This is a genomic window from Nonomuraea sp. IBHARD001, from assembly GCF_056106265.1.
Window position 1 is genome coordinate 846,534 of the sequence record NZ_JBWBBW010000002.1, and the last position, 20,765, is coordinate 867,298.

The following is a 20,765-nucleotide window of genomic DNA, read 5'->3' on the forward strand; positions in this document are numbered from 1 at the left end:
GGCGGGTCTGCTGTAGGGGATATGTTGGGGTAGTTCTGTTGCTGTAGCGCTGTTTGTGCTAGTTCTGTCGTTGTTGTACTGGCGTAGTTGTGAAGGAATGAAGGCCATGGTTTCGGCGTGCCTGAGTGGCCGCCGTCGGCGCTGATCCGGGTGGATCGGGGTCAACGTTCGATTGCGTCGTATGTGTGCGGCGGCCCTACGTGTCGCGTCCCTTGATGGTCTGTGGGCGCGGGTTGCATGTCTGTCTGGTGTAGCTGGGTGGTTTGCCATGCCGAAATACGTGAGGGCGATACATCACCATGGGTGTGAACGTTCAGAGTTTTGCCGTGGCCAATCTGCGTCGGCGGCCGGTCGTCGTCGAGGTGGGGGGCTTCGTCGTCGGGATCGAGCCCACGACGACCAGCCGGCACGTCAACTACGCGACGCCGTTGCCAGGGGCCCGGCCTTCGGCTGAGGACGTGGCGGGGCTGGTCGAGGTGTTCCGTGAGCGCGGGCTCACGCCGAGGCTGGAGTACGCGCCGGACGCCGCTCCCGAGGTGGAGCAGGCGTTGCGGGCGGCGGGGTTCGACACGGAGGCGGTGCACGAGTACCTCGTCTGTACGCCCGGGACGTATGCGGATCCGGGCAGCGGCCTGGTCGTGGAGAGGCCGATCACCGACGAGGAGTACGCCGCCATCGATGCCGCATTGGCCGAGGCCTTCACCGGGGAGTTCGCCTCGTCGCCGGAAGGGGCCGCCAGGCTGCGCCGTACCCAGGAGGGTGGGGGCGGGGTGCGGTTCGTGCGGGCGCCGGACGGAGGGTGTGCCGGGGCGGCGACGTGCTCGGCGCCTGCCGTGGGGACCGCGGAGCTCGCCGGAGTCGGGACGCGGATCGCGTATCGGGGCAAGGGGATCGCCGGTGCGGTCACGGCGGCGCTGACCGAGGCGGCGTTCGCGGCGGGGGCCGAGTCGGTGTGGCTGGAGTACGGAGGGGAGGGCTCGCGGCGTGTGTACGAGCGCGTGGGCTTCCGGCCGTACGGGACACGGCTCTACCTGGTGATGGAGGAGTAGCGCAAGTAACCCTTGAGGTGGGGCGGTCGGTCGCACCTGATGATCGAGGGGCGGGGAGTGGGAAGGCCGGGGCTGGGAGTGAGGGGCCAAATGAGGAGGCCCAGCCCATGGCAGGGAATGGGCTGGGCCGGTTGAGGGGGCCTCAGGGGGTGGGGCGGGGAGTGGCTCACGAGGTGAGCCGGGAGTAGCTCATGAGGCGGGGTGGGGGTACCTCACCAGGTCATCCCGGGAGTAGCTCACGAGGTGGGGCGGGGGTACCTCACCAGGTGAGCCGATAGTGGCTCACGAGGTGAGGCCCCCGGGGTGGCTCAGGGATGAGCCCGGGGTGGGTCAGGGGGTGAGTTTCTGTTCGACTCGGGTTACGGAGTCGGTGTAGGCGGGGTCGGTGTGCATGGCGGCGGCCATGCGGAGGTGCGGTAGGGCCTCGGCGGGCTTGCCGGCGCGCTCCAGGGTTCGGCCGAGGAGGAAGCGGGCGTAGTGGTCGCTGGGGTCGCGCTCCAGCAGGGCGTTCAGGGTGTCCCTGGCCCGGCCGAGTTGCGCCGAGTGGAAGTAGGCGCGGGCGGCGAGCAGCTGTACGCCGGGGTCGTCGCCGTGCTCGGCGAGGAGTGGCTCCAGTGTGGTCAGTGCGCCGAGCGGGTCCCGCTGGCCCAGCAGTCGCTCGGCGAAGCGGTAACGCTCGATCTCGGTGAGAAGCGTCATGTTCGGTTGAACAATCAACTACCGAATGGCATTCCCTGTGGCCTGGTACGCGTGGGGGAGGTGTTGCCTGGGATTCGGCTGGATGCTGCTGCGACGTTGGTGGGGGACCGATACGATGCACCAGATGTCCGGATCGTCAGGAGTGGTGGCTCCCCCTCGGCCTACGCCTTCCGAGGCGCAGAGGATGCCGTCGCCGTTCTCGTTGCCCTTGCACGCCCTTCGGCTGGCGGGCAAGTGTGTGCTGCCCTTGGTGTTGTGGTTCTCGGTGGGGGAGTTGGCCAGGTTCGGGCTGCTCTACCTCGGTACCGAGATCTCGCACGGCGACTTCCGGCAGCCCAGGCTGGTCGCCGGGATCGCGATCATGACGCTTGTGATCATGGTGGCGATGGCCGTGACGACCGGCATGCTGCACTCCCTGCGCGGCGCGCTGTGGGAGACGCGGGCCAGGCTGGCCGACGGCGAGGAGGCCGAGAAGTACTGGGTCGCCCTCAATCGGGTGGCCCCGGCGTTCGCGGTCATCTACCTCAGCTGGGGCATGGTCTCCGAGGACGTACGCGACTACAACACCCTCGACTGGCTGCACAACTTCGACGAGAACTTCATCGCGCCGATCTTCAACAATGTCGCCAACGGTACGAACGAGGAGGCCACGGCCGGGCGCGGCATGCTGGACCTCGACTGGCGGGTGTCGCTCGGCGCGATGGCGGTGACGTTCGGGCTGCGGGTGCTGTTCGGCAAAATGGTGGAGAAGGGGACGGGCAAGTACTCCGGCATCGCCGCCGCCTTCGCCGAGTTCGCCTTCGTGTTCTGCGGCCTCAACGCCATCGTCGCCTTCGCCGACTGGCGTGCCGAATGGCTGGAGCACCGCAGGGTCGTCTCGACCTCGACCGAACTCCTCCAGCACGCCAAGGAGAACGTCCCCGGCTGGGAGGCCGTGTGGGACTTCGTCGGCGAGGCCTGGCCGTACGTCGTGGACGCGTTGCTGGTGCCGCTGACGTGGCTGGCGATCGCGATGCTGGTGTTCGGCGGCTCGGTCGACGACACGCGCAGGGCGTTGCGCGGCACGCGGTTCGAGCGCGGCGTCGACAGCCTCGAACAGTCGCACAACATCACCCAGAAGTCGGTCGACCGGGTCATCGGCGGGTTCCAGGAGCGCTGGGTGCCGATCGTGAACGCGTTCCGGATCACGGTGAAGGGCGGCGCGCCGCTGTTCGGGCTGATGTGCCTGTGCTACGTCGGCCTGCGGATCGGCGTCGACTACGCCGACCGGGGCGTGAGCATGCTCATCGGCTCCGACGTGCCGTACCTCTGGCTGGTGATCAGCTCCCCCGTCATGTTCGTCAAGGACCTGGTGCTGACCGTACTGACGATGTGCCTGCTGGCCGCGACGTTCGACATCGCGGCCACACGGGCCAGGCTGCGCGGCGAGGACATCATCGCCTGAGCGGCCGCACGGGCGAGGAGGTCACCGTTTGAAGCGCAGGACGTCCAGGTTGGCGGGCTCGGCGTTCGGGTCGACCTTCATGAGGTCCTTGGTCGGCGTGTCCATCCGGTAGTCCGAAGGGCGCAGCACCAGCTCCACCTCCTTGGCGAGCGCCGTCGGCACGACGCCGACCGCGGTCATGAGGTACGTCTGGCCGACCGCGTGCTTCTCGGTGGGGGTGCCGTCGTCGAGCACCTCGACCTCCCACGTGCGGTCCTGCCGGTCGGTGACCTTGAGGTCGGGCTTGCCGGTGAGTACGGCTCCGGTGTCGTCGACCGCCGTGCGGTTGATGGCGATCTTGACCCATTGCTTGGTCGGGCCGGTGGGCGTGGTGCCCTCCGGGTCGTCCATCGTCTCGATCGACGCCTTCCACGTCACATGCTCGAACGTGATGCTCTTGCCCGCCTCGACCGTGTGTACGCGGTCGTCCGGCTGGCCGTCCTTGTAGTACAGGTACCTGTCCACCGTCGGCACACCGATCGCCGCAGCCAGTGCGATCGCGGCGGCCACCGACAACACCACCGTCCTCGACCGCTTCGGCGCGACCTCCTCCACGACCGGGACCGCCTCCGGCGTCTCGGCCACCGGCGCGGGCTGCTCGACGGCAACCCCTTGATCGTCGGCCGGAAGCCTCGGCGGCGGCATGCGCCTGGGCAACGGCGTACTGTCCCGCACGGCCGGGATCGGCTGCGTGGAACTGCCCACAGGCTCGCTCGGCCGCGGCGGCCACACCTGCTGGTCCGGGTGTACGGCCGGGCGCGGGCGCGGCGGGGTGAGGGGAGCGGGCTGGCGGTAGTTCGGGACGTTTTGGTACTGCGGAGCCGCCGAGGGCTGCTGGGGGCCGGTGGGCGCGCCGTGAGGGCCCTGGGCGGCGGCCTGGTGGTGCTGCGGGGCCGGCGGGACGCCGTAGCCGGGCGTTGGGGGGTGGGCGGGGGGTGTTTGGGGGTACGCCGGGGGCTGGGGGTAGCCGGGCTGTGAGGGGTTGGGCTGGGGGGAAGTCGGTTGGGGGTAGCCGGGCTGAGGGTGCGCCTGGGGCTGCTGGGGCTGGAGGCCAGGGTGGGGCGTGGGTGACTGCGGGTGTGGGGCTTGTGGGGCCTGTGAGGTTTGAGGGGCCTGAGGGGGCGCTGGGTAGGCGCCGCCGGGCTGGTGAGGCTGTGGGGACTGGGAGGGGTGGGGCTGGCCCGACTGCTGCTGGCCGCCCGGGTGCTGCTGGCCCGCTGTTTGCTGCTGGGGATAGCCCGGCTGGGGATAGCCCGGCTGGGGTACGGCGTGCGGCCCTGAGTGATGCGCCGATGCCTGGGGAGCCGACGAGAGCGGCGCAGGCGACTGCTGGGCGATTGGGCCCGCTCCGGCCGACTGAGGACCGCTATGCGACGAGGAACCCGCCTGAGGCGTGACGCCAGGCTGAGGTGAGACGCCAGGGTGAAGCGCTCCCGCCTGGGACGGTGTCGCCCCCGCAGGAGGCTGGTTCTGCTGGAAGGGGGGCCAGGAGCCGTCCTCTCGGGAGCCGAGCGGCTGCGGTCGGCGCGAGCGCTGCCGTCTGGGCAGTTCCTGCCGGGGCTCGGCAGCACCAGGCCCTTCACCTTGCGACCCGGCGGCGTCGTCCCCAGAGGCTCGCCCGCCGCTCCGAGGCTCGACGGCTTGCTCCCCGGACCCCAGCCCGCCACCCCCGGCCGCATGACGAGGCGAAGGTGAGGGCGAAGGCGCACCCTCCGGCGTACCAGAAGTGCTCTCACCGCCGGCGGCATGACGCGGTGACGACCCCGCCTGCTCGCCGTCGTCCTCGTCGGGTGTGCGGTCGGCGGGGGAGAACCAGTCGCGGTCGTCGTTCACGTCGTCACTCCGTCCTGAGGCGCCGCCCGGTGCATGATCTCGCATCAGCTCTTCTTCAGTGAGTAAACCGGCTGGGCGCCCGACACCAGTTTGGCCGCGGCGGCGTCGTCGAGGCGGAGGTCGACCTCGGCCTCGGGCAGGACGGGCTCGCCGTACAGGGCGGCGCGGGGGACGGAGATGACGACGCGGGCGCCGGGCAGGGCCGAGGTGGGTACCTCGAAGAAGAGCAGGCCGTCGTTCCAGAAGCCGGGCTGCAGCCAGCGGTTGGTCAGGGTGGCGGTCGAGGGCACCTTGTCGGTGGCGTCGAAGCGCAGGCCGTCGGCGGTCAGCAGGGTCGGCTGGGCGAGCTTGAGCGAGGTCCGGGGCACGGTGCCCTCGGCGGCGATCACGAGGAAGACGCCGTCGGTCTCCACCTTCTCGTCCTTGGTCTCGACGGCCTTGGCGGCGGTGACGGAGGTGACCTTGACGGTGAAGCGCCCGGTGTCGACCTCTTCGCCCACCGCCCCGGTGTAGGTCAGGGGCGTGTCGAGGTCGTTGGCGGTGGGCGCGAGGACCTGGGCGCCGACGGCGGCGGCGGCGAGTGCCAGGCCGAGCAGGAGGGACAGCGCCTTGGAGCCGCCCTTGCGCCTGGCGCTCCTGCGTCCGGACCTGGTGGCGACCTGCGGCTGCGCGGTGGCGGTCATGTCAGGCCTCCTCCGCCTTGACGGGCAGGGTGACCTGGGCGATGACGCGGGGCTCGAAGTCCTCGCCGGCCTCGTCGCTGATGGACATCCACTGCTCGGTCTGGTCGAGGTGTCCCGCGACGTATTCGAAGCCGCCGACGTCCAGTGTGATCTTCTCGGGGGCCGGGTTCTTCTCCAGCGAGTACCTGACGATCACGGTGGCGGGCACGCCGGGATGCAACTGGCTGCCCTGGTGGCCCTTGTCGAGCACGTATGCGGTGGGCCCGACGGCGGCCTTCAGCTCGGGGGTCGTCTTCAGCAGCGAGGGCGCGAACGAGTAGAAGAACTGCTGCGGCTCGGTCGACGGCATGCCGACGGTGACGGTCTCGTCGCTGGTGTTCTTGACCTTGAGGACGAGTTCGAGGAAGCGTTTGTCCTCGTCGAAGGAGGTCTCGCCCTTCTGCACGACGACTTTCGACTCGACGAACCGCGTCTCGAACCTGCCCTGGTCGAGCGTCGCGCCCTGACCGAGTTTGGGCGGCGCCGCCGCGGCCGAGTCGTTGAGTCCGCCGAGCAGGGCGGTGACGCCCAGCGCGGTGGCCGCGAGCAGCGCCACCGCCGGTACCACGACCGGACGCCGTGGCCTGTTGTCGCCGTCGGAGGGTTCCGTCATGGGTAAGGATGGTAATGGGTCACGATTGCACCATCTGCCGCAATACTCCCGAAGGTCGGAGGGATTTCCCGTGAACCCTGCCCCAAGGGCCGGTAGACCTTTTACGCTGTCGTGAAGCACTGCCGTCGGACGGTGTGCTCGCGAGCGGCAGGCGGCGCAAGCCCTAACGACATATGGCGGCCGGAGGGTCACGTGGTGGACGTGCATCCCGAGCACGCGCAGCTTCAGGCGGACCGCATCTACCTGGGCTGGCAATATGTCCTGCTGCACCCCGACCCCGGCCCGCCGCCGAAACGCCCTTCGCCCGTGGTCGAGACCCTGCCCGACGCACCGGATCCCGAGCTCGTCCGCCGCGAGCGCATGCAGCAGGACATGCTCAACCGCCCGGTCAAGCTGTTCCGGATCTTCGCCGCCGTGCTTTCGGTGATCATCGTCGGGCTGTGGCTCGCGGGAGCGCTCAACTTCTCCTTCGCGCTGCTCGGCCTCATCGCGGCCGCGGGCGTGGCGGCCATCTGCACCTACGCCATCGCCCAGGGCGAGCGCGCGGTCCGCTACCGGGTCGTCGAGCAGCAGACCAAGGACGACCGCGAGCGCAGGGACCGCGACCGCGAGCTGTACCAGGCCCAGGAGGAGCACGCCGAGCGCTACCGCGAGTGGCAGGAGGTCAAGGACCGCCACGACCGCCAGCTCACCTGGTACGCCGTCGCCGTGCCCGACGAGATCGACCGCATCGACGTCGCGGGCGGCACCCTGCCCGGCTGGTCGGCGCTGATCACCCTGCTCGGCGCGACCAGGCTCTACAGCGGCGGCCACCTGACCGTGCTGGACCTGTCCGAAGGCGCGATCGCCAAGGACCTCATCGAACTCGCCCGCAGGGGCGGCGACGACCCCCTGGTCTGGGTGCTGCCCGTCGACCTGCCCAAGCTCGACCTCGGCGCGACGCTCAAGCCGGAGGCGTTCGCCGACGTCCTGGCCCACGTGGTGAGCGTGAGCGAGGAGCACCGGACCACACGCGACCTCAGCTTCGACAACGCCATCCTGGAACGCGTCCTGGAGGTGCTCGGCGAGAACGCCACGATCAGCCAGGTCACTGCCGCGCTCAGAGCACTCGCCCAGGTGGGCGACCCACGCGACGACCTGAAGTACGGCCTGCTGACCGCCTCGCAGCTGGAGCGGATCGGCACGCTGTTCGGCAGAGGCGTGAGCGACAGGGTGGTGATCGAGCGGGCCTGGGCCCTGGAGTCACAGCTGCGCAAGCTGGAGACCCTGGGCACCGAGGCCGTGCGGCTGCCTCCGGCCCGGCTGCGTGTGGTCAGCATGGACCGCCAGTCCGGCGTGCTGGGCAACCGCGTGCTCGGCACGTATGTCGCCACCGCGCTCACCCACATCCTGCGCCAGGCCCCCGCCTCCGAGCGCCCGTGGTACCACACGATCATCGTCGCGGGCGCGGACAAACTCAGGGGCGACGTGCTCGACCGCCTGATGGACGCCTGCGAGACCTCGCGGACCGGCCTGGTCCTCACCTACCGCTCGCTCACCCCGACCGTGCGCGAGCGGCTCGGCCGGGGCCATGCGGCGGTCGCGTTCATGCGGCTGGGCAACGCCGAGGACGCCAGGGTGGCGAGCGAGCACGTCGGCACCGAGCACCGCCTGGAGCTGGCCCAGCTCACCGAGACGATCAGCGCCTCCGTCGCCGGGCTCAACGGCAACTACACCTCCACCATCGGCCAGGCCGAAGAGGGCCAGGAGCAGCGCGCCGACACCCGCACCGACCTGGCCGAGGACATCACCGAGTCCACCGAGTGGGGCAGGACCGCCACCAAGATCGGCGAGAAGGAGAGGGTGCTGCAGCGCAGCAGGGAGTTCCTCGTCGAGCCGCACCAGCTCCAGCAGCTGCCGACCACGTCCGTCATCGTCACCGACGCCACCGCACAGGGCCGCCGCGTGCGCCTGGCCGATGCCAATCCGGCCATCCTCACCTTCCCCAAGACCACGCTCGGCGAGTTCGAGGACGTCCGCGAGGCCGTCCTGGCGCTGGAGCAGCTCGGCCGCTCGCCCGAGCCGCCCGCCGACGCCGACGCGCCTCCGCCCAACCTCGGTCCGCCTCCGCCCCGCCTGGACTGGCGCAAGCAGAGGTAATGACATGGCCAATGCCCGGGTGACATCTTGATCATCGGCGGACTTTACTAACGGGACAGAGGCCGTCAGTGACGAGGAACGGTGACATGCAGCCAAGCGTTTCGGCACGCCCGCTGGGCGGACCCTGGTACCGGATCCAGTCGATCGCCGCACCTTCGCGCAGCTCGTCGGCCGAGTGGGACTTCGTCACCGTGCTTCCCGCCGTCCTGTCGGCCGCGCAGAGCGGCAGGCCCTTCGTCATCGGCTGGCTCTCGCGCGGATCCGGCGCGCCGCTCGAACTCATCACCAACGCCGGACCGCTGGCCCAGCCCCGCACACCGAGGCGCTCACCCGGGCAGGCGGGCGCCTGGGGCCCGCAGCCGCTGCTGTTCCCCGGAGGCGCCAAAGGCGTGGAGCTGGCCGACGACTGCCTGGCCGACCTCGCCGACCTGGTGTGGACGCCGTGCCCCGGCCGCCAGGCGCCGCCGCTCGCCGGACGCAGGGAGCCGGACGCCGACGAGCTGAAGCGGCCCACCCTGTTCGAGTCGACGCTGGTGACCCTGATGTCGCGGCCCTTCGCCTGGCTGGTCGTCGCCGAGCCGACCGAACTCCTCGACGCCGAGGTGGCCCACCTGCGCACCCAGCTCAACGTCCTGCGCCAGTACGGCGACGCCTCGGAGCGCTCCCGTTTCGACGCCGAGCGGGCCGAACGCCGTATGCAGGAGCTCGACGCCTTCCGCGAGGCCGGGCTGTGGAACGTGCGGGTGCTGGCGGGCGCCGCGACGCCCGACGAGCTGCGGCAGATCGCACCCGTGCTGGTCGGCTCGGTCGAGATGAGCCACCATCCGTACCGGCTGCGCAGCCTGCTGTCGAGCAGGGGCAGCGCCTACGCGTTCGGCGAGGCGCTCACCGTCTCGATGCAGGACCCGGCCGACGGCGCCGCCGTGCCGTTCGCCGCCACCGTGGGAGCGCTGGCCGCGTTGGCCGGGCTGCCGCGCAGGGAGGTGCCTGGCCTTCGGGTGCTGGAGTCCGGCTACTTCGACGTCACCTCCGAGGCGCCGGGCGGCGAGCTGGAGCTGGGGGCGATCCTCGACGGGCAGGACAGGGCGGTCGGCTCGTTCCGGGTGCCGCTCGCCACGCTGAACAGGCACGCGTTCGTGACCGGCGCGACCGGTTCGGGCAAGTCGCAGACCGTGCGGCACCTGCTGGAGCAGCTCACCACCGCCGGGATTCCGTGGCTGGCGATCGAACCGGCGAAGTCGGAGTACGCGGCGATGGCCGGCCGGGTGGAGAGCCTGGCCCCGGTGACCGTGATCAACCCGTCGGAGCCGACGGCCGTGCCGTTCAGCGTCAATCCGCTCGAACCCGAGCCCGGCTATCCGGTGCAGGCGCACATCGACATGGTCAGGGCGCTGTTCATGGCCGCGTTCGACGCCGAGGAGCCGTTCCCGCAGATCATGTCGCTGGCCCTGCAGCGGGTGTACGAGTCCAACGGCTGGGACGTCGTGACCGGAGGCGCGGTGCCCGGCTCCGCCGTACCTCCCAGTGTGCCGACGCTTGAGCAGTTGCAGCAGCAGGCGATGCAGGTGATCAAGGAGATCGGCTACGGGCGTGAGGTGCAGGCCGACGTCGAGGGGTTCATCAGCCTGCGGCTCAGGTCGCTCAGGGTGGGCTCGGCCGGGCGCTTCTTCGAGGGCGGCCATCCCGCCGACATCGGCGGCCTGCTGCGGCGCAACATCGTGCTGGCCATCGAGGACGTCGCCAACGACGAGGACAAGGCGTTCCTCATGGGCACGCTCATCATCAGGATCGTCGAGCACCTGCGCATGCGGGCCAGGAAGGAGCGCAGCACGGGCCTGCGGCACGTCATCGTCATCGAGGAGGCGCACCGCCTGCTGCGCGACCGTGGCACGGGCCGCGCCTCCACCCACGCGGTCGAACTGCTGGCCGGGATGCTGGCCGAGATCAGGGCGTACGGCGAGGGCATCGTGGTGGCCGAGCAGATCCCCACCAAGCTGGTGCCGGACGTGGTGAAGAACACCGCGCTCAAGGTCGTGCACCGCCTCCCCGCCGAGGACGACCGTCAGCTCGTCGGCGCCGCGATGAACCTCAGCGAGGAGCAGTCGCGCCAGGTCGTCTCGCTGCAGCCCGGGGTGGCCGCGGTGTTCGCCGACGGCATGGACAGGCCGTTGCGCGTGTGGGTGCCGCTCGGCGAGGACAGGGAGAAGGCGCTGACCGGCCCGCCGCCTCCGGTGCGCGGTCGCAGGTCGGCGGCGTGCGGCACGGCCTGCCGCACCGGCAGCGCCTGCACGCTCGTCGAACTTCGTGAGGCCGATCTGCTGGCCGACGCGCCGGAGTGGGCCTGGCTCAGGATCTGGAGCGACACGGTCGTCCTCGCCTATGCCACCAACCGGCCGCTTCCCGGCGTGCCGAGGGCGCTGGCCGGGCTGTGGAGCGACCTGCCGGACCGCCGTCGCGAGTGCCTGCTGGCCACACTGGTCGAGCGCAGTGTGACGCGCCGGGCCTGGGCGCTGCGCAGCTGGTACTCCCCTTCGACGCTGACCGAGAAGGCGGCCGAGAGCGCGTTGCGCCTGCTCGACGGCATCGACCCGGGCGGCGGGCGGCCGGGGCCGTCCTGGGTGATCCCGCAGGTGCGGTGGCTGCACGAGGTCGACAGGCTCTTCCCGCACGGCCGTCCGGCGCCCGATCTGCGCAGCCCGGCGCCCGCGATGGAGTTCGCCCTGTTCAACGTGCCGCCGCAGGCGTCCGGGTCGGCCGAGCTGCTCGGGCACCGGGCCAAGGCGTTGCGCCATCACCCGCTGTCGATGGAGATGGACCACAACCGCGCCCTGGCCTGGCGGGTCATACTCGGCGACGACGAGCACGAGGCGGTCAGGCGCGACATCACCACCGTCGCGGTCGGCCTCGAACCGCGCGAGCGTACCCGGCATGTGGCCCAGACGATGGGCGCCGGGTGGCTGGAGAGCGTGTTGTCGTGGCCGAGGAGGTTCGTGCTGCCCTTCGACGGCGAGGCGAGTACGGAGATCACTTTCGCCGATCAGGGGTAGGACCACAATGTGCGACTGTTCGTGGGGCTGGTGCTGCTGATCGTGGTGATCGGCGTGGCCGCGTACCTGATGCGACCGGCTCCCGCGCCCGTGCTGCCCGCCGTCGCGGGCGCCGAGCGGGCGAAGGTCGTCCGGGTGAGCGACGGCGACACCATCGTCGTCGAGCCGCTCGAAGGCGCATATGCCGGGCATCGGCAGCGGATTCGCCTGATCGGCCTGGACGCGCCCGAGGTGCATCCCAAGGCGCAGTGCTGGGCGAAGGAGGCCACGGCCGCGCTGATCAGGCTGACGCCGCCTGGCTCCACGGTGACGATGGCGTTCGACCGCAGGCGCTTCGACGACTACAACCGTCAGCTCAGGCACGTCTGGACTGCCGAAGGCCGCCTGGTCGCACTGGAGCAGGTCCGCCTCGGCAATGCCTTCCACCTGCGGGTGTGGCCCAATGTCGGGTACGAGAAAGAGCTCGCCCAGGCCGCGAAATCCGCAGAAATCAGCAAAAAGGGTCTTTGGGGAGCATGTACGAACCCGAAGCCGCCTGTGCACGGCGGCGAGGGGAAAGGCGGAAGCGTTCGGTGGATGTGACTACGATCGGTTGCATGAGCGAGTCGCACGCGGAGGAGTCTTGATGAGCCAACTACCGCTGCGAGCACAGCTCGCGACAGCCCTTGGCCGCACCGCGGCCACCCTGTCGCGGGTCACCGGCAGGGGCGACGGGTCTGTGATCGGCGGGCGCGTCAGCCTCGTCCTCGAGCCCGACCTGCTGCGTCAGCTCGCCCGCGACCGCAAGCTGGCCCTGATCAGCGCGACCAACGGCAAGACGACCACGACCCGCCTGATCACCTCCGCCCTGCTGGAGCTCGGCGAGGTGGCCAGCAACGCGTTCGGCGCCAACATGCCCGCCGGTCACGTCTCGGCGCTGACCCAGCAGAAGAGCGCGCCCTACGGCGTGCTCGAGGTCGACGAGAAGTACCTGCCCGAGGTGCTCGACACGACGGGCGCGAGCGTCGTGTGCCTGATGAACCTCAGCCGCGACCAGATGGACCGGGCGGCCGAGATCTGGCTGCTGGCCCAGAAGTGGCGCAAGGCGCTGTCCGGCAAGCCGACCCACGTGATCGCCAACTGCGACGACCCGCTGGTCACCTGGGGCGCCTCCACGGCCTCCAAGGTCACCTGGGTCTCGGCGGGCCAGCGCTGGAAGGAGGACTCCTGGTGCTGCCCCGAGTGCGGCGGGCCGCTCGACCGCAAGAACAACGACTGGTCGTGCCGCGAGTGCACCTTCCACAGGCCCGAGCCGCAGTGGGTGCTCGACGACGACGCCGCCATCGACCCCCGGGGTCAGCGCCACGTGCTCGACATCCAGCTGCCCGGCCTGGCCAACCGCTCCAACGCGGTGATGGCGCTGGCCGTGGGCGAGGCGTTCGGACTGCCGGTCGACAGGGCGCTGCCGAGGCTGCGCGAGGTCACCTCGGTCGCGGGCCGCTACACGACCGTCGAGCGTGACGGACGGCAGGCCAGGCTGCTGCTGTCGAAGAACCCCGCAGGCTGGCTCGAAGCCTTCGACGTGGCCGACCCGGCCTTGCCGATCATCCTGTCGGTCAACGCCCAGGGCCCTGACGGGCGCGACACGTCCTGGTTGTGGGACGTCGACTACCGGATCCTGCGCGGCCGTCCGGTCTTCGTGACCGGCGAGCGGCGACTCGACCTGGCACTGCGGCTCGACGTGGCCGAGGTGCCGTTCACCCTGTGCGGCTCCTTCACCGAGGCGCTGGCCCTGCAGACGCCGGGCCGGGTCGACGTGATCGCCAACTACACCGCCTTCCAGCAGATCCGATCGGAGTTCGGTCGTGCCGTCTGACAGCGCCCTTCGCCTGGTCTGGATCTATCCCGACCTGCTCAGCACCTACGGCGACCAGGGCAACGTCCTGGTCCTCGAACAACGCGCCAAGCGCCGCGGCATCCCGGTCGAGACCGTCTACGTGCGCTCGGCCGACCCGGTGCCCGACAGCGGCGACATCTACCTCATCGGCGGCGGCGAGGACCGGCCGCAGATCCTGGCGGCCGAGCGCCTGCGCCGTGACGGCGGCCTGCACCAGGCCATCGGCAAGGGCGCGGCCATGCTGGCCGTGTGCGCCGGGTACCAGATCATGGGCACGACGTTCGGCGGCGAGGAGGGCCAGCCCGTCGACGGGCTCGGCCTGCTCGACATCGCCAGCCACAGGGGCGACGCCCGCGCCGTCGGCGAGCTGGTCGCCGAGGTCGACTCCACGCTCAACCTGCCGACGCTGTCCGGTTTCGAGAACCACATGGGCGTCACGCGGCTCGGTCCGGGCGTCCGGCCGCTGTCGCGCACGGTCGCGGGCACGGGCAACGGCGACGGCACCGAAGGCTGCTTCGCCGGGCACGTCGTCGGCACCTACCTACACGGCCCCGCGCTGGCCCGCAACCCGGCGCTGGCCGACCTGCTGCTCGGCTGGGCGGTCGGCGGGAGCCTGGCCCCGATCGACGACACCTGGCACGAGCGCCTCAGGCAGGAACGGCTGGACGCGGTCCTTTCGCGCTGAGCCCGGAGGTCCACAGCACGCCGGGTCTGGCTAATGTGACCCCCAATGAACGCGACGAACCGGGTCATCGCCGGGCACACGCTCAGGCGGGTGCTCGGCCGGGGCGGCATGGGCGAGGTGCACCTGGCCACGACGCCCGCCGGGGGCCTGGCCGCGGTCAAGGTGATCCATCCCGGACTGGCGGGCGACCCGGCCTTCCGCAGGCGTTTCGAACGTGAGGTCGCCGCCGCCCGGCGGGTCGCCAGGTTCTGCACGGCGGCCGTGCTCGACGCCGGGATGGACGGCGATGTCGCCTACCTGGTCACCGAGTACGTCAAGGGTCCCGACCTGGCGCAGGCCGTACGTGAGCAGGGGCCGCTGACCGGGTCCAACCTGGAGGCGCTCGCGGTCGGCATCGCGACGGCGCTCAACGCCATCCACAACGCGGGTGTCGTGCACCGCGATCTCAAGCCGTCCAACGTGCTGCTGTCGCCGCTCGGGCCCAGGGTGATCGACTTCGGGATCGCGCAGCTGGCCGACGCGCTCGGGACGGCGACGCAGGGGGTCGTGGGCACGCCCGCGTTCATGGCGCCCGAGCAGGTGCGCGGCGAGAGCGTCACGCCCGCCGCCGATGTCTACGCGTGGGGCGGGGTGATCGCGTTCGCGGGGACCGGGCGGCTGCCGTTCGGCGGGGGCGCGCCCGCCGAGGTGTTGTACCGGATCGTGAACGAGGGGCCGAACCTCGACGGGCTCGACGCCAGGATGCGGCCGTTGGTCGAACGGGCGATGGCCAAGGATCCGGCCGCACGGCCGAGCGCCAGGCAGATGCTGGCCGAGCTCGTCGGCGGGGCCGATCTGAGTCCCGAGGCCACCACCCAGGTCGTCGAGCGCACCTGGACCCCGCCGGGCGAGCCCGTGGCCGCCGCGGCGCCGGGACGGCGATGGCCGTGGGTGGCGGGCGCGGCGCTCGTCGTCTCGGTCCTGGCCGGGGCCGGTGTGTGGGCGGCGAGCGCGCAGGGGCGTACGGCCTGGCCGTACGAGGCGGGGTTCGGCGAGGGGTGGGAGACGGGGGCGTCCGAGGCGGGCGCGGCGGTGGCGGTGGGCGGCGACTACGTGGTGACGGCCGAGCCGGGCTGGCGGTTGTGGAAGTCGGCGCCCGTCGCCGAGCCGGACGGCGGGGTGATCGTCAGCGCCACCGCGACGGTCGAGGCGGGCCGGGGCGAGGCGGGCGTGTGGTGCCACGGCCGCGACTCGGGGGACCGCTACGAGTTCGCGGTCGGGGCCGAGGGCAAGGCGTCGATCGTCAAACGGCGGGCGGGCGCCGAGCCGAAGCTGCTGCTCGACGCCGGGACCTCGGGCGGCAGGGTGGTCGCCGAGTGCGGACCTTCGGCCTTGCGGATGTGGGTCGGCGAGCAGTACGTCGGCGAGGTCGCGGACACGGCGGACCCCTACGGGCCGGGCGCGAGCGGTGTCTTCGCCGCCCCTTCGGGCCCGGAGGCGATCCAGGTGCGTTTCACCGCGTTCTCCGTACGGCCGGCGAGCCGATGAGCGCGGGGACGCCCTTCGGGGTGCTGGGCCCGCTGCTGCTGCCCGGCCGCGTGCCGGGTCCGGCCAAGCACAGGGCGCTGCTCGCGGCGCTGCTGTTGCGGCCCGGCCGTCTGGTCACGCTGGAGCGGCTGACGGCGGCGGTGTGGGACGGCGAGCCGCCCGCTTCGGCCGAGGCGGTGCTCCGGGTCTACGTGAGCGGCGTGCGCAAGCTGGTCGACGGCATCAGGACGGTGCCGGGCGGCTATGTGCTCGACCTCGACCCCGGCCTGATCGACGCGCACAGGTTCGAACGCCTGGTGGCGGACGCGCGGCGGGCCCGTGCGGCGGGAGGCGTGCGCGAGGCGGCCGAAGGACTGCGGGAGGCGCTGGCCCTCTGGCGTGGGCCGGTGCTCGCGGATGTGGATTCGGCCGATCTGCGCAGGTCCTACGGTGTGCCGCTGGACGAGCTCAGGCTGGTGGCGCTGGAGGAGCGGCTGGCGGCCGATCTGGAGCTGGGGCGCGGCGGCGAGGTGGTCGGCGAGCTGCGTGGGCTGGTGGCCGCCTATCCCTTGCGCGAACGGTTCTGGAGCCGGCTCGTGCGCGCCCTGGACCTGGCGGGCCGTCGGTCCGATGCGCTGGAGGCCTACCGGCTGGCCAGGCACACGCTGGTGGCGGAGCTCGGGCTCGAACCCGGGCCCGAGCTGCGCGAGACGCACCGGCGGGTGCTGGAGGGCGACTCCCCGGCGGCTGCCGTCGTACCGCAGGAGCTGCCGCCCGACATTTCCGACTTCACGGGCCGGGCCGACGCCTTGGCCTGGATCGGGCAGGCCGTCGCGGACGCCCGGGGGAGCGCTCCCGTTCTGCTCGTGCTGCACGGCCCCGCGGGATGCGGCAAGAGCGCGTTGGCCGTGCATGCCGCCGCCCGCCTGGAGCTGCCGGACGGCCGCCTGCACGCGAGCCTGCGCGAGAGGCAGCCGGGTGCGGTGCTCGAAGACCTGCTGCGCTCGCTCGGCCTCCCGGAGGGCGCGGTCCCGGCCGCGCTCGACGAACGGGTACGCCTCTACCGCAGCCTCGTCGCCGGACGGCGGCTGCTCGTCGTGCTCGACGACGCCGTGGACGAGGCCCAGGTACGCCCGCTGCTGCCGACCGGGCCCGGCTGTGTGACGCTGGTGACCAGCCGTTCGCCGCTCGCCGGGCTCGAGTCCGCCCGTGCCCGTGCGATCGGCGTGCTCGGCCTGGACGACGCCGTGTCGCTGCTGGCCAAGGTCGCCGGAGATCGGGTGGCGGCCGATCCCGAGGCGGCTGCCCGTATCGTGCGGCTCTGCGACGGGCTGCCGCTGGCGTTGCGCATCGCGGGCTCGCGCCTGGCGCGCAGGCCTGGCTGGACGCCCGCCCATCTGGCCGACCGGCTCGGCGACGAACGCGGCAGGCTGGACGAGCTCACCGCCGGTGACCTGGCCGTACGCGGTTCGCTCGCCCTCGGCTACCGGGGGCTGGCCGATGAGGAGCGGCTGCTGCTGCGCCGCCTCGGCGCGCTCACCGCGCCCGACTTCGCCCCCTGGCTGGCCGCCGCCCTGCTCGGCTCGTCCCACGCCAGGGCGGAGGCCGTGCTCGACGCCCTGGCCGATGCCGGTCTGCTGCACGCGCAGGGCCCGGACGAGGCGGGCCAGGACAGGTACGGCAGGCACGACCTGACCCGCCTGTACTCCGCCGAACGCCTGGCCGAGGAGGAGGGCACGACGACAGGCGTGCTGGAGGCGCTCGCCGCGGAGCTCCTCGAACGCGCCAGGAGGGCCCGCCGTACCCTCCTGCCCGCCGAGCCCGGCTCCGGCCTCACCCTGGCCCGTACGGCAGGCCGGGCGGGTGCGCAGGCCACCTCGGTGCTGCGCGAGTCGACCGGCTGGTTCGGCGCCGAGCGGCGGCTGCTGGTCGCCTCGGTCGCCGACCTGCGCCGTGCCGGGCTGAACGAGGCCGCGTGGCGGCTGGCGTTCTACCTGACGCCGTTCTTCGAGCTCGGCGCGCACCACGACGACTGGGAGGCGAGCACGGCCGTCGGCCTGGACGCGGCGCGGGCGGCGGGGCAGCGCGAGGGGGAGGCGCTGCTGCTGCGGGCGCTGGCCGACCTGCACAGGATCGAGGGCAGGCAGGAGGCGGCGGCACACGCGCTGCTCGCGGCGGCGCCTCTGGCCGAAGGCGTCGAGCGGGCCAGGATCGACCTGCGGCTCGGCCTGGTCAGACTGGAGCAGGATCGGCGGGCCGAGGCCGAACGCCTGGTCGGGCGCGGCCTGGCCGCCTTCGAGGCCGAGGGCGACGTCCGGGGCAGGGCCGACGCGCTGCGGGCGCTCGGCGTGGTGCGGCGCGAGAGCGGCCCGGTGGAGGAGGCGCTGGCCGTGCACCGGGAGCTCGGCGACCCGCGCGGGGAGGCGCAGGCGCTGCTGGAGCTGGCCCGGCTGCACATGAAGGACCGGCGGGCGCAGGCCGCACGCGCGTGCGCCGAGCGCGCGGCGCACATCGCCGGGCGACTGGGCGACAGGCTGCGGGAGGCGGCGCTCCTGCTGGTCCTGGCCGGGGTGGCGAGCGCCGAAGGGCGTCCGGACCTGGCGGTGACGAGCGGTCGTGCGGCGCTGGCGGTGTTCGAGGCGCACCACGATCGGCGGGCCTGCGGACAGGCGCTGCTCGTGGTGGCGAGTGCACTTCTCGATCTCGATGAGGTGGATCAGGCGGTTGATGCCCTCAGTCGTGCTGTGGGAGAGTTTGACGCCTTCGGTGACAGGCAGGGCCTGGCCGAGACCGAACGGCTGGCCCAGGAGGCGCGACGGCGTCGAGGCCTGCCGTCGCAGGACGGGGCGTGCGGCCCTTCAGCGCCGCTATGCGGATCCTGAAGGTGGCCCGGCTACGGTCGACCCCGTCTCACCCTCGAACGACAAGGGGCAACACGGATGCGTAGGAAGATCGGGCCGGCCGTCGTGCTGCCCGTGGCGTTGGCCCTGCTGACCGGGTGCGGCATGCTCGCCGACCGGCCGCAGGGCGGAGGCGGCGAGGAGAAGCAGCCGACCGCACAGACCGCCCAGCCTCGGACCACGGCCACGGCCACGGCTACGGCCACGGCATCGGTCCCGGTCCCGGTTGCGAGCGCTCCGCCCGAGCAGAGCGCCGCCATCGCCTCGCGCGAGGTCAGGATCGAGGGCACCACGCTGGACGTGGCGATCACCGGGCTCAAGCGCCAGGGCAGGCTGGCCACGCTGACCTGGACGGTCACCAACACCGGCGACGCGCGCTGGACGATGACCACCGGCATGGGCATGGCCGACATGGGCCTGACCGTCGCCGGGGTCAACCTCGTCGACCCGCTGAACGGCAAGCAGTACGCGGTCGCGCGCACCGGGAAGTACCCCAGCTCCACGTGCCTGTGCTCGCAGTACGACGTGTTCACCGAGCCGGGAGAGGTGCTGTCGCACCATGCGACGTTCGCCGCGCCACCGCCGGACGTCGCCAAGGTCAATGTGGATCTCAGGGTGCTGGGCGTGTTCACCGATGTCCCGATCTCCTGAGCGCGCCACGGCGGTGCTGGCGGCCTTCGTGCTGCTGCTCGCGCCGGTCCCGGCCGCCTGGGCCGATCCCGCCGCCGCCCAGGCGCCGGTCCTGGACGTCCTGGCGCCCGTGTACGACGTCGTCGCCGAGGTCGCCACGCTCGACGGCGCCGAGAGCGAGTCGAGCGAAGGCCGGAAGGTGACGCTCGCGCTGACCAGCGACGTGCTGTTCGCCCTGGACAAGGCCGTGCTGACCGCCAAGGCGAGACAACGCCTGCGCGCGGTCGCCGAAAGGATCAGGGCCGAGGCCGCGACCGGCGTGGTCCGCGTCGAAGGGCACACCGACGACCAGGGCGCCGACGCCTACAACCTGGCGCTGTCGCGACGCAGGGCCGAGGCCGTACGCCAGGCGTTGCGCGCGTGGTTGCCGGGCACGGCGGCGACACCTCGGGCGGAGGGCTTCGGCGAGACCCGTCCCAAGGCCCCCAATATCGTCGACGGCCGTCCGAACGAGGACAACCGCGCCAGGAACCGCCGAGTCGAGATCGTCTTCGACGCCCGGCAGTGAGTCTCGGGCGTCCGGAAGGGAGTCGCGGGCGTCCGGAAGGGAGGAACGGCGTCAGTACACCAGGGCCTGAGCGCCCTCGGTGACCGCTTCCTCGACGAAGGCGGGGGCTCCGGCGATGCGGACGCCCTCGATGAGGTCGTCGACCGTGATGTCGCGCCGGGCCGCGCACTGCGTGCACACGGTGACCCTGCCTCCGGCGAGCACGGCGTCGAGCAGGTCCGACAGCGCCGCCGCGTGCGGCAGGCTGAACTCCTTGGCCCGGCCGGGCAGCGCGAACCACGACGCCTCTCCGGTCAGCCAGAGCGAGACGGGGACACCGCTCGCCAGTGCGGCCGCAGCCACCGTGAACGCCTGGTTGCAGCGCTCGGGTGCGTCGGCTCCCGCGGTCACCTTGATCACCAGTGATCGTGCCATGCTGGCCACCCTAGACCTCCGCCGCGCCCGCCGCCCATTCGGCCCGCGTCAGCGCGTACTCCACGTCGCCGAGCTCCGACCCCTCGATCGTCTCGGGCCAGTCGGCGAAGAACGTCCGCACGTGCCGCAGCCCGGCCTTCTCCATCACCCGGCGTGAACCGCTGTTGACGGTCATCGTGGTGGCGATCACCCGCTCCAGCCCGAGCTCGGTGAACGCCAGGCCGACCAGGGCACGCGCCCCTTCGGTGGCATAGCCCTTGCCCCAGAACACCGTGCGCAGCCGGTAGCCGAGATCGGCCTCGCCCTCGGTCCCCGTGTCCGCGAGGGCGAACCATCCGGCGAACTCGCCGCTCGACCGCTCGATCGCCGCCCAGTAGCGCCCGGCCGTCATCCTCGGCAGCACCTCACGCGTGATCGTCTCGCGTGGTGTCGGACGGCCGCCGTTGATGAAGCGCATGACGCCCGGGTCGGCGTCGAGGCGGACGAGGTGGTCGGCGTCGGCGTCGGTGACGGGGCGGAGGGTGAGGCGATCGGTCGTGCGGGAGTACGTCACCGGTTGACCTTAACAAGACTTGAGGTCCTACCGTCGAGCCATATTCCG

The 20,765-nt window shown here is 71.8% G+C and carries 18 protein-coding genes; 12 read left to right on the plus strand and 6 right to left on the minus strand.

The window, feature by feature from the left end; genetic code table 11:
• Positions 1-326 precede the first annotated feature (326 nt).
• Positions 327-1,049, plus strand: coding sequence for a GNAT family N-acetyltransferase (locus tag ACTWNK_RS06190; RefSeq protein WP_474302601.1), 723 nt, complete (start codon positions 327-329; stop codon positions 1,047-1,049).
• A 330-nt stretch (positions 1,050-1,379) separates the two neighbouring features.
• On the opposite strand, the gene ACTWNK_RS06195 is transcribed toward ACTWNK_RS06190, so the two are convergent.
• Positions 1,380-1,748, minus strand: a complete 369-nt coding sequence (locus ACTWNK_RS06195; protein ID WP_474302603.1) for a tetratricopeptide repeat protein — start codon at positions 1,746-1,748, stop codon at positions 1,380-1,382.
• A 184-nt stretch (positions 1,749-1,932) separates the two neighbouring features.
• Between ACTWNK_RS06195 and ACTWNK_RS06200 the strand changes: the two genes are divergently transcribed.
• Complete coding sequence (locus ACTWNK_RS06200) at positions 1,933-3,192, plus strand: hypothetical protein (protein WP_474302605.1); 1,260 nt, start codon at positions 1,933-1,935, stop codon at positions 3,190-3,192.
• A gap of 21 nt (positions 3,193-3,213) precedes the next feature.
• Here ACTWNK_RS06200 and ACTWNK_RS06205 read toward each other — a convergent pair whose 3' ends face one another.
• Positions 3,214-3,906 carry a hypothetical protein gene (locus ACTWNK_RS06205; RefSeq protein ID WP_474302607.1) on the minus strand — a complete coding sequence of 231 codons (693 nt, stop codon included), beginning with the start codon at positions 3,904-3,906 and terminating at the stop codon, positions 3,214-3,216.
• 471 nt (positions 3,907-4,377) lie between these two features.
• Here ACTWNK_RS06205 and ACTWNK_RS06210 point away from each other — a divergent pair, with 471 nt between their 5' ends.
• On the plus strand, positions 4,378-4,512 hold the full coding sequence (locus ACTWNK_RS06210) for a hypothetical protein (protein WP_474302609.1): 135 nt from the start codon (positions 4,378-4,380) through the stop codon (positions 4,510-4,512).
• Positions 4,513-5,108: 596 nt separating this feature from the next.
• Here ACTWNK_RS06210 and ACTWNK_RS06215 read toward each other — a convergent pair.
• Together ACTWNK_RS06215 and ACTWNK_RS06220 are read right to left on the minus strand one after the other, a co-directional pair.
• The gene (locus ACTWNK_RS06215; protein ID WP_474302611.1) at positions 5,109-5,747 is read right to left on the minus strand and encodes a DUF4352 domain-containing protein; all 639 of its coding nucleotides are present in this window, start codon (positions 5,745-5,747) and stop codon (positions 5,109-5,111) included.
• A 1-nt stretch (position 5,748) separates the two neighbouring features.
• Positions 5,749-6,399: a hypothetical protein gene (locus ACTWNK_RS06220; RefSeq protein ID WP_474302613.1), complete on the minus strand. Its 651-nt coding sequence runs from the start codon at positions 6,397-6,399 to the stop codon at positions 5,749-5,751.
• A gap of 192 nt (positions 6,400-6,591) precedes the next feature.
• On the opposite strand from ACTWNK_RS06220, the gene ACTWNK_RS06225 reads away from it, so the two are divergent.
• From ACTWNK_RS06225 to ACTWNK_RS06265, 9 genes are all read left to right on the plus strand, one after another.
• A complete protein-coding gene (locus ACTWNK_RS06225; RefSeq protein WP_474302615.1) occupies positions 6,592-8,538 on the plus strand; it encodes a hypothetical protein in 1,947 nt (648 codons plus the stop codon).
• An 86-nt stretch (positions 8,539-8,624) separates the two neighbouring features.
• Positions 8,625-11,585, plus strand: a complete 2,961-nt coding sequence (locus tag ACTWNK_RS06230) for an ATP-binding protein (protein ID WP_474302617.1) — start codon at positions 8,625-8,627, stop codon at positions 11,583-11,585.
• A 9-nt stretch (positions 11,586-11,594) separates the two neighbouring features.
• Positions 11,595-12,167 (plus strand): thermonuclease family protein, encoded by a 573-nt coding sequence (locus ACTWNK_RS06235; RefSeq protein WP_474302619.1) that lies wholly within the window; start codon positions 11,595-11,597, stop codon positions 12,165-12,167.
• A 43-nt stretch (positions 12,168-12,210) separates the two neighbouring features.
• Complete coding sequence (locus ACTWNK_RS06240) at positions 12,211-13,440, plus strand: MurT ligase domain-containing protein (protein WP_474302621.1); 1,230 nt, start codon at positions 12,211-12,213, stop codon at positions 13,438-13,440.
• On the plus strand, positions 13,430-14,146 hold the full coding sequence (locus tag ACTWNK_RS06245) for a type 1 glutamine amidotransferase (protein ID WP_474302623.1): 717 nt from the start codon (positions 13,430-13,432) through the stop codon (positions 14,144-14,146). Before ACTWNK_RS06240 ends, ACTWNK_RS06245 begins: the two co-directional genes overlap by 11 nt.
• 45 nt (positions 14,147-14,191) lie before the next feature.
• The gene (locus tag ACTWNK_RS06250) at positions 14,192-15,673 is read left to right on the plus strand and encodes a serine/threonine-protein kinase (RefSeq protein ID WP_474302625.1); all 1,482 of its coding nucleotides are present in this window, start codon (positions 14,192-14,194) and stop codon (positions 15,671-15,673) included.
• The gene (locus tag ACTWNK_RS06255) at positions 15,670-18,534 is read left to right on the plus strand and encodes an AfsR/SARP family transcriptional regulator (protein WP_474302627.1); all 2,865 of its coding nucleotides are present in this window, start codon (positions 15,670-15,672) and stop codon (positions 18,532-18,534) included. The genes ACTWNK_RS06250 and ACTWNK_RS06255 overlap by 4 nt, the downstream gene beginning before the upstream one ends.
• 57 nt (positions 18,535-18,591) lie before the next feature.
• Positions 18,592-19,203: a hypothetical protein gene (locus ACTWNK_RS06260; RefSeq protein WP_474302629.1), complete on the plus strand. Its 612-nt coding sequence runs from the start codon at positions 18,592-18,594 to the stop codon at positions 19,201-19,203.
• Complete coding sequence (locus tag ACTWNK_RS06265; protein WP_474302631.1) at positions 19,187-19,750, plus strand: OmpA family protein; 564 nt, start codon at positions 19,187-19,189, stop codon at positions 19,748-19,750. Before ACTWNK_RS06260 ends, ACTWNK_RS06265 begins: the two co-directional genes overlap by 17 nt.
• Positions 19,751-19,801: 51 nt before the next feature.
• Here ACTWNK_RS06265 and ACTWNK_RS06270 read toward each other — a convergent pair whose 3' ends face one another.
• Positions 19,802-20,164: a DsrE family protein gene (locus tag ACTWNK_RS06270; protein ID WP_474302633.1), complete on the minus strand. Its 363-nt coding sequence runs from the start codon at positions 20,162-20,164 to the stop codon at positions 19,802-19,804.
• Positions 20,165-20,174: 10 nt separating this feature from the next.
• Complete coding sequence (locus ACTWNK_RS06275; RefSeq protein ID WP_474302635.1) at positions 20,175-20,717, minus strand: GNAT family N-acetyltransferase; 543 nt, start codon at positions 20,715-20,717, stop codon at positions 20,175-20,177.
• Between the last annotated feature and the right edge of the window lie 48 nt (positions 20,718-20,765).

Excerpts from the sequence above, each read along its gene's own strand:
- ACTWNK_RS06230 (WP_474302617.1), top strand. The coding sequence starts at position 8,625 with ATGCAGCCAAGCGTTTCGGCACGCCCGCTGGGCGGACCCTGGTACCGG.
- ACTWNK_RS06270 (WP_474302633.1), bottom strand. The coding sequence starts at position 20,164 with ATGGCACGATCACTGGTGATCAAGGTGACCGCGGGAGCCGACGCACCC.
- ACTWNK_RS06240 (WP_474302621.1), top strand. The coding sequence starts at position 12,211 with ATGAGCCAACTACCGCTGCGAGCACAGCTCGCGACAGCCCTTGGCCGC.
- ACTWNK_RS06195 (WP_474302603.1), bottom strand. The coding sequence starts at position 1,748 with ATGACGCTTCTCACCGAGATCGAGCGTTACCGCTTCGCCGAGCGACTG.
- ACTWNK_RS06265 (WP_474302631.1), top strand. The coding sequence starts at position 19,187 with ATGTCCCGATCTCCTGAGCGCGCCACGGCGGTGCTGGCGGCCTTCGTG.
- ACTWNK_RS06220 (WP_474302613.1), bottom strand. The coding sequence starts at position 6,399 with ATGACGGAACCCTCCGACGGCGACAACAGGCCACGGCGTCCGGTCGTG.
- ACTWNK_RS06250 (WP_474302625.1), top strand. The coding sequence starts at position 14,192 with ATGAACGCGACGAACCGGGTCATCGCCGGGCACACGCTCAGGCGGGTG.
- ACTWNK_RS06260 (WP_474302629.1), top strand. The coding sequence starts at position 18,592 with ATGCGTAGGAAGATCGGGCCGGCCGTCGTGCTGCCCGTGGCGTTGGCC.
- ACTWNK_RS06215 (WP_474302611.1), bottom strand. The coding sequence starts at position 5,747 with ATGACCGCCACCGCGCAGCCGCAGGTCGCCACCAGGTCCGGACGCAGG.
- ACTWNK_RS06255 (WP_474302627.1), top strand. The coding sequence starts at position 15,670 with ATGAGCGCGGGGACGCCCTTCGGGGTGCTGGGCCCGCTGCTGCTGCCC.
- ACTWNK_RS06200 (WP_474302605.1), top strand. The coding sequence starts at position 1,933 with ATGCCGTCGCCGTTCTCGTTGCCCTTGCACGCCCTTCGGCTGGCGGGC.